Raw genomic sequence first — 13,055 nt, 5'->3', positions numbered from 1 at the left:
CCCTGTTCCCTGTCCCCCGTAACCTGTTCCCTAGCCCCTAGTCCGACCACTGCCTGAATCGAACAAGCACGCCTTCAACCATCGTCGCCTCGAGCGTGCTGCCATCGCGCTTGAAGGTGAGAATTTCGACGCGCAAATCGCCTTCGGTGCCGGTCTCGCGCTTCACCGGAGCGCCGTAGAGGTGCACCAGCTCCGTTTCGGTCATCCCCTTGTGCAGACCGGCAGCAGGGAAGTTGTCGTCCGAGGGAGCAGTTGTTGAAGCTGCGGGGCGCTCCGCTGCGGGGAAGTCAATCCAGCTCCGAAGAGCTGACTTCACATAGTCGGGATTGAGCGCGCGGGCAGGAACTCCGCCGGGAAACAGGAGATTAATGTGCGACACTGCAGCCGCAGCGCGCTGACGATCGTCCGTGCTGGACGCGAGTTGCGCGAGCGCAGCTTTGAGGCGCGCGTCTTCGCGCTGGCGCTGCCTGCGCAATGTATCGAGCTCCTGCTGCATCTTCGCTTGCCGCTCCGGATCGGCTTCATTCTGAATATCTCGCTCCAGAGCTCGCTCGCGCGGACTCTTCTCAACCGCGACGCTTGCCGCTGGGGAAGCATTGTCGGCTTCCGCAGTCGCGCTGCCTCCGAGTTGCAGCTCGATGCTCTTATCGTTTACGCGCACACTTGTCAGCGGAACGGATTGATTGCGACGGATCGCAACTCCAAACTGCTTGATGCGTCTGCCGTAATCCGCGTAATTAATCGGTGAGGACGAGTCAGGAAAGATATCGATTCCGGTTTTACTTGCAGGCAGGTCCTGCTTCACCACCACCGTCCTGCCCTCGAAGGAGTCGCGAAGGTCAGCCTCTGATTGAGCGCAGAGGTAAACAGCGCCGCCAAAAGCTAAGGCTGTTAGAACCAGAGTTCGTCGCATGATTCTCCCGGTGCACGGAAGCATGTCGAATTTTATCGCGATTGGCCGAATCGGCCGCTTTGCTGCTATACGGAACGATTTTCCCGGCCTCACTTGCGCCCGAGGAACCTGATCCTGGCGGTAAACGCTCTTCCGCCAAAGCCACCATACGTTGCGTAGTTCGGAGAGTCGACGTTGTTGTTCACGAACGCCGGATTCTTGCGATCGGTCACGTTCTCTGCTACTCCGCGCAGCGCCAGGGCGTATCCGTGAAAGGCGAAGCGCCATTCGAGTCCGGGACTAAGCGAGAAATGAGCGGGCACACGGTTCGAGTAGGGCAAGCCGACGATCTGATGATTCTGGTTGACGGCGGTCCAGGGGAATCCGATGTGGTAGTCGAGCGAGTAGACCAGATCGAGCCGCTTGAAAGGCGTGGGGAACCATCCCCAGCTGATGACCCGGTCCGGAACGTCCCAGGGCAGGGGACCGCCCATTTGAGTGCTGAAGATAGGATTGTTGAGCGAGTAGTCGACCACTGCGTTCGAGTGCGCGTAGGAGCGCGTGTAGGCACCGAAAACGTTGTAATCGCCATGAAAGTGCTTGCGCGCCGTGACCTGGATTGCGCGATAGTGGTCGCGCCGATCGTTGGTCAGGAGGTAATTGCCGGAGAGCTCCGAGGCAGTGTTGAGGTTCTGGAAGATGAATCCGTTGCTGCCATACTTCTGCAGATATTCAACACTCCCATAGATCGCGCCAGGAAATTTTTGCTCCAGGGCAGCGCTCCAATTCAGGAATCGGGGCTCGCGCAGCAGATTCTGGTTTACAAGGAAGTTCGTGACCAGTGGAGGACCGGTAAGCGTGGTCCCGAGAGCGTCGTAATAGTAATCAAGGCGCGGACCAGTCATAGCACGTGCGAGGTAATCGAGATGCGTGCGCTCGTGATAGATCCCGACTCCTGCAGAAATCTTCGTGTTGTGCTCCGCTCCCAGCACGTATGTCCCGGCGATGCGCGGCGAGTACAGCGGACGCCGCACGATCTCGTCCCAATCGAAGCGCACACCCGGTTGTATGAGCAGGCGATCGTCCGGCGACCAGCGGTCTTCGACGAAGCCGCCGAGCTCCAGATTATTGCGATCGAGCACAGTCAGCGGTGGCAAAACGCTGCGCCGATAGAGCGTGCCATCCGCACGAAGCAGGCTGAATGGCTGGTCCATATAGCGCTGGGTGAAGTTGATGTGATCGATCTCACCGCCGAACTTCAATTCGTGGCGTCCCAATTTGGTAAATGGACTCAGCGTCAGATTCGTGATTCCCTGTGCCCGGCGCGAAGTGCCGTGGAAGCTCTCGAAATAGTTTCCTTCATTCAACGTGGGAGTGATCACGAATGGGGTCGCGCCTTGTGGATGGTACTCGTCGCGAAACTGGTTCCAGGCAAAGCCCGTCTCGAGCAGCGCGCCGCCGGAGAAATAGTGCAGAAGCTTTGCTGTCGCGAGATGTGCGTTAATGTCGCGTCTTACCGTCGCCGACGCGGGAGTGAGCAGCGAGAGTCCCTGACGGTTTTCGTCCTGCACATTGTTCAGCAGGGAGAAGGTCAGAATGTCGTTCGGACGCAGATTAACCTGGACCTTGGCCAGATTGCTGCCGCGCAGGAAAGGATCGCGATCCGAACCTTCAGGCAGATCTTTGAAGACATAATTGTCGTACTCAGCGTCCGCGGAATCGAAAAACCAGATCTTACCCTTCTGGATCGGGCCAGAAACCGTGGCGCGTGGCACCCACTTGTCGAAGCTGAATCCCTTGCCCTTTTTGTTCTGCCAGGATGGGATGAAGTTCGTAGCGTCAAAACGAAAATGGTCGTCGCCCATCCCGGTGTTGAAGTTTATGATCCCACCCGATTCTTTCCCAAACTGGGTGGAAACGCGGGTGCTTTCAACATCGACCTGCCGCACCGCGTCCGCGCTGAAGCGCATGGAGAGATTGCCGCTGACAGGCGCAGTAATGTCAAAGCCGTCGAGCACATCAGTGCTCTCGTAAGTATCGGCCCCGGCAACGTGAACTTGCCCGGTCGAGTCCTGCACTACTTGAGGGAAAAAGGGCAACAGATTACGGATATCGCGCGACGTGGGATAGGGAATGTTGACGATCTCGGGCGTGCCCAGCACCTTGCCATCGGACGTTTGCGCAGGATCGATTCCCTGAACCGTGGCGCTAACGTTCACCGTCTCTTTCAACTCCTGCACATGTGGGATCACGATCTCGAGCGTCTGCGCACCGTTGATTGTCAGATCCTGCTTGGTCACGGGATAGAAGTTTCTTTTCTCCGTACGCATAGTGAACGTGCCATCGGGGTCGAGGCTGACAAAGCGTCCGCGGCCCGCGGCATCGGTCTGCACCCGCAGCACTTCTCCGGTTCGTGTATCAGTAAGAATGACAACAGCGTCCGGAACAACGACACTGTTTTCATCGCTCACCACGATCGTGAGTGAAGTTCCGGAATGCTTTGAGGGTGCCACCGGAATGGTGCCCTGATGGCCCGGGGTTTGCGCCAGCAGCCGGGGCGCGAGCATCGCGAAAAGCAGGAAGGCGGTGTGGACGATCCGCATTCGCAAACGTAAGTTGCTGGGTGTGAACTGCACCTAATACATATTCGCAGAACCGCCCTGAAGATGCCTGCTAAAACAAATAGCACGAGTTACCGCTGTCATTCTCATTAGAGACTCAAGGGCAAAACCTTTGAACACGGAGGTCACGGAGGTCACGGAGATGCCGGAGCGAAAAACAAGACCCGATACTCGTTGGCTCGGACGTCTGCTTGCAGCAAATTTACGCTGTTATTCTCATAAGAGACTCAAGGGCAAAAGCCTTGAACACGGAGGTCACGGAGGTCACGGAGATGCCAGAGCGAAACCAACAAGACCCGACACTCGTTGGCTCGGGACGTCTGCTTGCAGCAAATTGGCCCCAGCGAAACTCCCCTTCGTGACCTCCGTGACCTCCGTGTTCAAATTGTGTTCTGCCGCGCCGCATCTTCGTACTTGCAAGTTGCTGGTGTTCTGTAGCAGAATTTTGCCGTTTCGAGCTGTCGGATCCCATTCACTTCTCACTGGCAGCCCAGGCCTTGGCACCGCGCGTTTGGTTCTAGGATTAGCGGCTCAGTGCAATTGCACGAGCTCAGGCCCCGAACGTCGGCCCTGATTTAGTTCGCCGCGGCGAACATGTACGCAGTTTGGAGAAGCCAGGCGGACTCGATCCGCTCAGTTGGCTCCGTCCTTTCGGGCTCCTTTTAGGCCCGGTCTCAGGCCCTGACAGAGAGAATTACACCAGCCACTGCTGGAAGGCTGGGTTTGGCGCGGTTCGTTGAGGCCCCATGGATACCTCTTCCCACGACGTCTTGCTCGTTGGTGGCGGCGGCGCAGGTCTGCGCGCGGCAATTGCCGTTGCTGAAACCAATCCTAATCTGCGCATCGCAGTGATCTCAAAGGTCTATCCCATGCGCAGCCACACCGTTGCCGCCGAAGGCGGCGCTGCCGGTGTGGCTAAGCCCGACGACTCTCTCGACGACCATTGTTACGACACAATCTCCGGCGGCGACTGGCTCTGCGATCAGGATGCCGTCGAGGCCTTTGTAAGAGAAGCGCCGCAGGAGCTCTTGCGACTTGAGCACTGGGGATGCCCCTGGAGCCGCGAGCCCGACGGCCACATCGCGGTACGCGCCTTTGGCGGAATGAAGAAGAAGCGCACCTGGTTCGCCGCTGATAAGACCGGCTTCCACATTCTGCACACCCTCTTTCAGACCACGCTCAAGTACAACGAGATTCATCGCTACGACGAGTGGTTCGTCACCAAGCTGCTCGTCGACGATGGCCGCGTGCAAGGCGTAGTTGCGATCGAATTGATGTCCGGCCGCATTCAGGCGATTACTGCGAAAGCGGTGATTATCTGCACAGGCGGCTGCGGTCGCGTCTTCCCATACACCACCAACGCCGCCATCAAGACCGGCGACGGCATGGCGCTGGTTTATCGCGCAGGCGGGCCGCTGAAGGACATGGAGTTCATGCAGTATCACCCAACCGGCCTTCCCTTTACGGGAATTCTCATCACGGAGGCCGCGCGCGCCGAAGGCGGATATCTGCTCAACAAAGACGGATATCGCTATCTCCAGGACTACAACCTCGGCAAGCCCGAGCCCAAACCGGTACTGCGTTGCATGGAATTGGGCCCGCGCGATCGTCTCTCGCAGGCTTTCGTGAAGGAATTCGAAAAGGGACGCACCATCGATGGGCTATACGGCCCTGTCGTGCACCTCGATTTGCGGCATCTCGGCGAGAAGCTCATCAATCAGAAGCTGCCCTTCGTGCGCGAGCTGTGCCTGAAATACGAAGGTCTGGATCCCGTGACACAGCTCATTCCCGTGCGTCCGGTGGTGCACTACATGATGGGTGGAATCTCCACCGACATCGATGGCGCAACTCCGCTCCGCGGCTTATTTGCCGCCGGTGAGTGTGCCTGCGTGAGCATCAACGGAGCCAATCGGCTTGGGTCGAACTCGCTGCCCGAGATCCTTGTCTTTGGCGCGCGAGCAGGCAGAGTTGCTGCGGAGTACGCGAGCGGCGTACCCGACACCGTGAGTCTCCCGATCCTCAGGCAGGCAGAGGATGAGCGCCGCCGTCTAGAGCAGGAGTTCCTGCGAAAGACCGACGGCAGGGAACGTGTAGCCACGATTCGCGAGGCCATGCAGAAGGCAGTCGAAGACGGAGCCGGTATTTACAGAAATGAGAAGTCCTTGCGCGTTGCGGCGGGAAAGCTGGCTGAGCTACAGGAGCGAGCGCAGAAGCTGGCCATCGACGATCACTCGCGGACTTTCAATACGGAGCTGTTGTCGGCGCTCGAATTGACCTGCATGCTCGACGTCGCGATCACCATGGTTCACAGCGCGCTCAGCCGCACCGAGTCGCGCGGGGCGCATCAGCGAACCGATTATCCTGCACGCGACGACGCCAAATTCCTCGCTCACTCCGTGGTCACGCGCTCTCCCGAAGGCTCCCCGCGCATTGAGTACAAGCCGGTGGTAATCACGCGCTGGCCTCCTGGCGAACGCGTGTACGGACAACAACCAACGTTAATAGCGGCAAAGGCATAACATGGCACAGACCATTCAGCTCCGGGTTTCGCGTTACTCGCCCGAACGCGATGCAGAACCCTACTTTCAAACCTACGAAGTGCCGGTGAAAGCAGAGTGGGTGATCCTTGATGCGCTCAACTACATCAAGGACAAGATCGACGGTACGCTGACATTTCGCTGGTCTTGCCGCATGGGCATCTGTGGAAGCTGCGGCTACATGGTCAACAACGAGCCCAAATTGGGATGCGCAACCTTCCTCACGCAGTACACGCCTGGTCCGCTGACCATCGAGCCACTCAGGAATTTTCCCGTGGTTCGGGACTTGGTCATCGAGATCTCAGACTTCCTGGAAAAACTCAAGAAAGTGAAGCCGTGGCTTATCCATGAGGATGGAAATGGCACCGGCGAGTACCTGCAGACTCCCGATCAACTCGAGGAATTCCGCCAGTACAGCATGTGCATCAATTGCCTGCTGTGCTATGCCGCATGTCCTATTTCGGGACTTGATCCGATCTTCACGGGTCCCGCAGCGCTAGCCTTGGCCCATCGCTACAACAAAGATTCGCGCGATCAAGGCTCGGCCGAGCGAATGGCGGTGCTCTCGCATCCGGAGGGAATCTGGGGCTGCACATTTGTCGGCGAATGTACCAAGGTCTGCCCCAAGCACGTCGATCCCGCAGGAGCCATTCAGCAATACAAATTGGCCGCGGCGATCGACGGCATCAAACAATTCCTCATGCCCTGGGGACAGCGACAGGAGAACCAATGAGCAGTTCTGGGCAAGCTTCAACTCCGGCGCAGGCATCCGGCGGGGCAACTTCTCCCGCTTACACGGAATTTCATCCGCGCTGGTACCGCCCGCAAGTCTCAACGTACTGGTGGCTGGGCAAATGGGCTTACGTAAAATTCATTCTCCGCGAATTGAGCAGCGTCGCCGTCGCGTGGACCGTCGCCATCATATTGCTTCAGATGTTTGCGCTTATTCGTGGCCAGCAGGCGTATCTGCGCTTCGAGCATGTGATGCGCGCTCCCTGGATGATCGGGCTCAACGTGATCGCGTTCGCTTTCCTGTTGCTGCACTCGATCACGTGGTTCAATCTGGCTCCAAAAGCGATGGTAGTTCGCGTTCGCGGAAGACGTCTGCCGGCGCCGCTGATCTCGGGGCCGCAATACCTGGCCTGGATCGTCATCTCAGCGATTGTGGTCGCCATCATCGTTTCGCGTGGATAGGGGATTATGGTCAATCGAGAAACTGAACCGATCTTCTGGACACTGTTCAGCGCCGGCGGAGTCGTAGCCGCTCTTTTTCTGCCGGTCCAGTTGTTCATCTTCGCCTTGGCGGTGCCGTTCGGATGGATGCATGCTCCGGCGTATGAATCGCTGCGCGCGCTCGTGCATTCTCCCATCACGCGAATTTATCTATTCGTTCTGTGCTCGCTGCCGCTGTTCCACTTCGCTCATCGCTTCCGCTACACGTTGTATGACGGGCTTCAGATCAAGCACCTGAACGAAGTCGTCTTTGCGGGATGCTATGGAATCGCAGTTCTGGGAACACTCGCGGCGGCATATTTGCTCTGGGTGGTGTAAGGAAAAGGCTCAGGTTTTTGAGCAGGAGTACACAATGGAATTCAAGCTGAAATCGATTTCCCAGGCTGGAATCGGCACCGCCATCGCTAAAGCCGAGCGCTATCGCTATCTCAATGAGCCGGAAGAGGCGGAATCGATTTGTCGCGACATCCTCGCTGTCGATCCGAATCATCAATTGGCGAAGCGCATCCTCGGCCTTGCCATTACCGATCAGTTTTCCGGCGGAGTCAACGATCGCGTGACCGAGGCTTCGTCAGTCTTCGACAGCCTCGAAGAACAATATGCTCAGCTTTACTACCGCGGCATCTTGCATGAGCGTCACGCCAAAGCCCAGCTTAGCGCCGGACGCCCGCCGCAGGCGGTTGCCGCCGAGCTTGAAGAGGCGATGCGCTGCTTCCAGGGCGCTGAGCAGCGTCGCCCTGCGGGAAATGATGAAGCGATTCTGCGCTGGAATCGTTGTGTCCGGCTGTTAGAACAGATTCCCATGCCAGAGCCGCGCGAGGAGATGCAAAGTTTCGAATCGGGAGACACTTCGCCACAGTTCCCGGCGCGGACTACGCCGCTTCGCGCCGGCAGATCTCGCTGAAGCCTACTCAGGAATCCACTTAGGCGCGGCGCTGAATAATCCGGATACAAATCCAATCTGGTAAACCAGGAATAGCCCGAAGGCAACGCTCACGATCCCAGAGGTCGCGCACATATAGCGATTTAAACGGGCGAAGCTCTTGCCGGTCCAGACTACCGGCATCGCGATCACCGCCGTCATAAGCATCATTCCGGCGATGGTTCCTATGCCGAACAGGAGCAGATACCCGATCGCCCACACCGGGTTATGAATGGTAGCCAGCACCAGCAGAGCCACAGCCGCCGAGCCTGCCAATCCGTGGACAATGCCGATCACCAGCGGTCGCACCAGCTGATATGCGCCAAAACGGGACAAGGCGCGATCGAGAAGTCGTTGCGATTGTGAGTTGGTCATGTTTGCTGGTACTGAACTGTCGGAAGAAACGTGCGTTGGGCTGACTCGTCCAGTGAACCAGGCCAACACTCCCGTGAGGTTGAGCACGCCCAACAAAATCAGCATCAGCGCAACCGCGAATTCCATTGAAAGTCCAATGCGAGGAGGAATTGCAATATCGAAGAGGATGATCGCCGAACCCACAATGAATATCGTCAGCGTGTGACCAACCCCCCAGAGCATCCCCACCAGGCTTGCATGACGCAGCGTGCGAAGCCTCGTCACGATCGTGGTCACAGCAATCACGTGATCGGGATCCGTCGAATGACGCATCCCCAGCAGCAGTCCGATGCCTGCCACCAACAACCATTTCGCACTGGCAAACGCCGTGATGTGAGGCAAGCCAATCGGCTTCAACGATTGCGCCATCAGCGCCGCTCCGACAATGCTGATGAATACCGCTGAAAGCAGCGGCAATCCTCGAGAGATCAGCTGGCTCTTTGGATTCCAATTTGAGATCAGTCGTCCTGCTCGCACCATGACAAGCCCGACGGCAATGAGCACCGCTGCCAGTCCAAGGCTGAAGGCCACGATCAGGAAGAAGCCGAACGCAATGCGATGCAGCGCGATCGCGCTGAGGAGCACAACCAGCGCCGCCGGACAAGGCACCAGCCCGCCGGTAATCCCCAGAATGATTAGCTGACGCGTCGAGACCGGTTGCCGCGCAGCTCCGGCTGCGCATCCGTCGCTTCCGACCGCGACTGGATGGCTGCTTTTGACCAATCCGTCATACCAATGCGTGTGATCTTCGGCCAGTGATGAATCCTGACCGATCCACCGCCGTAAAAATAGCCATACTCCCAGGACAAAAATAATGAGTCCCGAAATGGAACCGAGCCAGGGATAAAGCTTCTCAGGAAGCACGTAACGCGATGCATACAGCGTGATGGCTCCCAGCACATACACGCCCGCAGTGTGGGCGAGGGTGACGATCAATCCGAGGAGTACGGCATTCCAGGCGGTGCCGCGGGATCCCACAAGGTACGCTGCAACTAACGTCTTGCCATGGCCCGGCTCAAGCGCGTGCAATGCGCCCAGTCCCATAGCGATGATTGCGGCCGTGAGGAAAAACCATATGCTGAAACTGCTGGAATTGATCAGCTGGGTAAAAGCACTGCGCGGCGTGGGCTGAGAATTCGCAGCGAGTCGCGGCGCTTGAGTTTTGCCCGGAACCGCAGAACCCGCAGTGCTCGCGGCGGTGGACGCCAGCGGCGTAGTGAATAAGCTCAAACTCGGTTTAGCGGCCTGTTGCGCAGGAACATCGCGCCGCGCGGCTGACGCGATCACCGGCATAACGAAGATCGCATTGGCACTCAAATCCTGCGGCGGGCTGTTGAGCAGATCGGTAGGATAGTTCGACAGCTCAGCGCTGCGGTCCCTTTCTGGGACATTGCTGGTGAGCTGCAAGTCCGGATCGGCATGGACCACCACTTCCTTCCAGCCGGCGCGCCCGGCAAAATTGTCGTCGTGATATTCCACTCGATGGCGTCCGGAGCTGAGCCTGGTCAATGGCGCGTGGCAGGTGAAGCCGAATTTCATGGTGGGAAGCCCACCTGCGCCGGGCGGAAAAATCACCTGGCGCTCGGCGCATTCCAGTTCCACGGGCCGCCCGTCAAGCTTCAAGGTAATGCCGCGCCAGAACTCGTCTGCTTTCCTCCGGAGATAAGCGGAGATGCGAGGGTCTGCGGAATCAGCTTTGAGTCCGGCGGCCTGCAGCTCCTGGAAGGTAGGAATTTCCGCCATGTCGATCATGTAAAGCAGTTCAATTTGGGAACGCGTAAGCGTAATTCCCGAATAATGGCTCACGCTGAAGTTACCCATGGGATGGGCGACGAGCGGGACTGCTGCAAACAGCACAAAGGCAAGAAGAGCAAGGCCTGTGCTCGGTCCCACGAATTGGCGGAATTGGCGGATTTGGTTCGCTGCTCTCGGCACTCTCTTAACGCTGCTCTTCGCCATGGACGTTGATTGGATGAACGTTGATTGGAGAGTATAGCTGGCACACGCTCTCCGGCGGGCATCGCAGCAAATTCCGTGCAGCAATGCGGCTCGCTTCAAGGCTGGAAGGACACCACACCCTTGGCGTCGATCCTCCTGAGAGCACTCCCTGATTGGCAGCCGACTTGCCTTCCGCAATCAGAAGGTTCTACGACCAGCTCCTGCGACCTGTACGTCTTTGGGAATGTACCCAAAGAATCCCCTGCATGCCATGATTCCCTGGTGCTCGGATTCCCCGCCGACAAGGAGGGACTATGAAAAGCACAAAGCGCTACCTGCCGATTCTCGCCGCAGGCCTGCTGTTGCTCTTGAGCAGCAAGCTGACGGCGCAAAGCGCACAAACGAGTTTTGACAGCACGCTCACCCTGCCGGCACTGCCGTGCATTAACAACTTGCCAATGGTGCTGACCGGACCGACGGCTGTCGACTACCAGGTGAACTCCACTGGCGACGCGTCTCACGTGTCTCTGCACTTGCAGATTAAAGCCAGCGGTCAGGACCAGGCCAACAACGCCTACCAAGTCAATCTGGAAGGCAGTGCCCAGTTCGCTGACGTATCTACAACCAGTTATGACATTCCATTTCACTCGCAGTGGGTCGGACAGGGAGCAGCGCTCAACTTTGCGCTTACCGGAGTCATTAGCGTCTTCCTGGACGAGAACGGCGCAGTGAGCTACACGCAGGGAAAGTCCCTCGACCCAACCTGCACAAACTGAAGGTCACCATCCCCCATACGCCTCAACGGATCGGCGGCAGCCCCGCCGATCCGGAGACGTACTTCACCCCTGTCCCCTGTAACCCGTCCCCTCTCTGTTGGTTTTGTCGGTTTGCCTGAGCCGAATGCCGAACGCCGAATGCCGATTGCCAGTTCCCCGGCTGTTCACTTCACCCGATCACCCGATTCTTCCTCCCCCACGGACAACTACCTTCGTGACATGATGCGAGCACTTCCACGCTTTCACCACGCGGCATAACCGGCCTATAGTTCGGTTAATTCCATGAAAAAACTGGCGCTATCTGCGGTCCTTCTCGCCGCCTTCAGTCCGCTCCTGCTTGCCGGACAGACGGAGCGCATCTCTCTCTTTGATTCCTACGTTACGGTGAATGCGGATGGCTCCATGCTGGTTTGCGAGACGATTGAAGTGCAGGCTGCCGGGCAAAACATTCGCCACGGCATTTATCGTGATTTCCCGACCCGGTATCACGATCTTCTGGGCAATCAGTACAACGTAGGTTTTCAAATTGTCGGGGTGGAGCGCAACCGCAGTTCCGAGCCGTACCATATTGGAACCATCGACCACGGCGTACGCGTCTACTTCGGAGACTCCCGGCTCATGCTGCCGTCTGGAACATACACGTATACGTTCACCTACACCACCAACCGGCAGCTAGGTTTCTTCGCGGATCACGATGAGCTTTATTGGAACGTAACCGGCAATCGATGGCAGTTTCCCATTGACGTGGCAACCGCCACGGTCGTTTTGCCGGAGCAAGTTCGCCAGGCCGATCTCGGCCTCGATGGTTACACCGGCTTCCGCGGAGAACGCGGTAAGTTGCTCACGCATACCCGTAACGCCGAGAACAATCCTCAGTTCAGAGCGGAGCACTTAGCTCCCGGTCAAGGACTCACCATCGTAGTTTCCTGGCCCAAGGGACTCATTCTTCCTCCCTCGACGCAGCAGAAGCTGAACTGGTTCATTGCCGATAACCGCGCTGTGGCGGTAGGGCTCGCTGGGCTCGCATTGGTCCTTCTTTATTACTTTGCCGTGTGGAACATGGTCGGACGCGATCCCGCGGCGGGAACCATCGTCCCGCTATACGAGCCGCCAGACAACATGTCGCCTGCGGCCATGCGATACCTGGAGCGAATGAACTTCGATAACCAGGCTTTCGCCTCGCTGATCATCGATTTGGCGGCGAAGGGTTATCTCACCATCGATCGCGATGCATCACTCACCTACCGGCTGATTCGCAAGCCCAGTTTCGTGGAAGCGGATAAAGCGCTCTCTCCCGACGAGAAGCTGCTGGCGAAAAAACTATTTGAGAACGGCAGCACCGTTTCTCTGGATCGCCAAAACTACAATCTTCTCCACCGCGCCCGCAAAGCGGTGCAACTCTCTCTTCGCGCAACTATGGAGAAGATCGATTTCCTCACCAACTCGCAGTACATGTGGCCGGGCGTTCTCCTTACCCTTGCCACCATCGGCGCTGTGGTTCTCCTGGGCCAGACTTTCAGTACGATGGCGGCGCTGTTTATGGCGGTTTGGCTTACCTTCTGGAGCCTGGGCGTTTACGGTCTGCTGACCGCGGTCGTCAAAGCCTGGAAAGCGACGATTTCCGGAAAGCCCATTGCCGGAATCGGAGCCTTCGTTCTCACGCTGTTCAGCCTCCCCTTCCTCGCCGGCGAATGTTTCGGGATATACATTCTGTACCAGAGT

Annotated in this window: 10 protein-coding genes; 7 read left to right on the top strand and 3 right to left on the bottom strand. The window is 57.8% G+C overall.

What is annotated here, in order from left to right; genetic code table 11:
• Positions 1 to 37 precede the first annotated feature (37 nt).
• Together DMG62_12190 and DMG62_12185 are read right to left on the bottom strand one after the other, a co-directional pair.
• The gene (locus DMG62_12190) at positions 38 to 913 is read right to left on the bottom strand and encodes a hypothetical protein (GenBank protein ID PYY22619.1); all 876 of its coding nucleotides are present in this window, start codon (positions 911 to 913) and stop codon (positions 38 to 40) included.
• Positions 914 to 1,002: 89 nt separating this feature from the next.
• Complete coding sequence (locus DMG62_12185; protein ID PYY22618.1) at positions 1,003 to 3,495, bottom strand: hypothetical protein; 2,493 nt, start codon at positions 3,493 to 3,495, stop codon at positions 1,003 to 1,005.
• A 764-nt stretch (positions 3,496 to 4,259) separates the two neighbouring features.
• Between DMG62_12185 and frdA the strand changes: the two genes are divergently transcribed.
• The 5 genes from frdA to DMG62_12160 are packed head-to-tail and all read left to right on the top strand — an operon-like array spanning position 4,260 to position 8,187.
• The gene (gene frdA, locus DMG62_12180; GenBank protein ID PYY22617.1) at positions 4,260 to 6,032 is read left to right on the top strand and encodes a fumarate reductase (quinol) flavoprotein subunit; all 1,773 of its coding nucleotides are present in this window, start codon (positions 4,260 to 4,262) and stop codon (positions 6,030 to 6,032) included.
• A gap of 1 nt (position 6,033) precedes the next feature.
• Positions 6,034 to 6,783, top strand: a complete 750-nt coding sequence (locus DMG62_12175) for a succinate dehydrogenase/fumarate reductase iron-sulfur subunit (GenBank protein PYY22616.1) — start codon at positions 6,034 to 6,036, stop codon at positions 6,781 to 6,783.
• Complete coding sequence (locus DMG62_12170) at positions 6,657 to 7,244, top strand: fumarate reductase subunit C (protein ID PYY22615.1); 588 nt, start codon at positions 6,657 to 6,659, stop codon at positions 7,242 to 7,244. Before DMG62_12175 ends, DMG62_12170 begins: the two co-directional genes overlap by 127 nt.
• A gap of 6 nt (positions 7,245 to 7,250) precedes the next feature.
• Positions 7,251 to 7,601: a fumarate reductase subunit D gene (locus DMG62_12165; protein PYY22614.1), complete on the top strand. Its 351-nt coding sequence runs from the start codon at positions 7,251 to 7,253 to the stop codon at positions 7,599 to 7,601.
• A 34-nt stretch (positions 7,602 to 7,635) separates the two neighbouring features.
• On the top strand, positions 7,636 to 8,187 hold the full coding sequence (locus DMG62_12160; GenBank protein ID PYY22613.1) for a hypothetical protein: 552 nt from the start codon (positions 7,636 to 7,638) through the stop codon (positions 8,185 to 8,187).
• Between the two features lie 3 nt (positions 8,188 to 8,190).
• Here DMG62_12160 and DMG62_12155 read toward each other — a convergent pair whose 3' ends face one another.
• Positions 8,191 to 10,578 (bottom strand): hypothetical protein, encoded by a 2,388-nt coding sequence (locus DMG62_12155; GenBank protein ID PYY22612.1) that lies wholly within the window; start codon positions 10,576 to 10,578, stop codon positions 8,191 to 8,193.
• A gap of 293 nt (positions 10,579 to 10,871) precedes the next feature.
• Here DMG62_12155 and DMG62_12150 point away from each other — a divergent pair, with 293 nt between their 5' ends.
• Positions 10,872 to 11,333, top strand: a complete 462-nt coding sequence (locus DMG62_12150) for a hypothetical protein (protein ID PYY22611.1) — start codon at positions 10,872 to 10,874, stop codon at positions 11,331 to 11,333.
• A 282-nt stretch (positions 11,334 to 11,615) separates the two neighbouring features.
• Positions 11,616 to 13,055: hypothetical protein (locus tag DMG62_12145; GenBank protein PYY22684.1), on the top strand; the 1,440-nt coding region annotated here is incomplete at its 3' end.

Source organism: Acidobacteriota bacterium (assembly GCA_003225175.1).
Lineage (GTDB): Bacteria > Acidobacteriota > Terriglobia > Terriglobales > Acidobacteriaceae > Gp1-AA112.
The sequence above is the reverse complement of the archived record's forward strand: the minus strand, read 5'-3'. Positions and strand labels throughout refer to the sequence as shown.

Excerpts from the sequence above, each read along its gene's own strand:
- DMG62_12190 (PYY22619.1), bottom strand. The coding sequence starts at position 913 with ATGCGACGAACTCTGGTTCTAACAGCCTTAGCTTTTGGCGGCGCTGTT.
- DMG62_12185 (PYY22618.1), bottom strand. The coding sequence starts at position 3,495 with ATGCGGATCGTCCACACCGCCTTCCTGCTTTTCGCGATGCTCGCGCCC.
- frdA (PYY22617.1), top strand. The coding sequence starts at position 4,260 with ATGGATACCTCTTCCCACGACGTCTTGCTCGTTGGTGGCGGCGGCGCA.
- DMG62_12175 (PYY22616.1), top strand. The coding sequence starts at position 6,034 with ATGGCACAGACCATTCAGCTCCGGGTTTCGCGTTACTCGCCCGAACGC.
- DMG62_12170 (PYY22615.1), top strand. The coding sequence starts at position 6,657 with ATGTACCAAGGTCTGCCCCAAGCACGTCGATCCCGCAGGAGCCATTCA.
- DMG62_12165 (PYY22614.1), top strand. The coding sequence starts at position 7,251 with ATGGTCAATCGAGAAACTGAACCGATCTTCTGGACACTGTTCAGCGCC.
- DMG62_12160 (PYY22613.1), top strand. The coding sequence starts at position 7,636 with ATGGAATTCAAGCTGAAATCGATTTCCCAGGCTGGAATCGGCACCGCC.
- DMG62_12155 (PYY22612.1), bottom strand. The coding sequence starts at position 10,578 with ATGGCGAAGAGCAGCGTTAAGAGAGTGCCGAGAGCAGCGAACCAAATC.
- DMG62_12150 (PYY22611.1), top strand. The coding sequence starts at position 10,872 with ATGAAAAGCACAAAGCGCTACCTGCCGATTCTCGCCGCAGGCCTGCTG.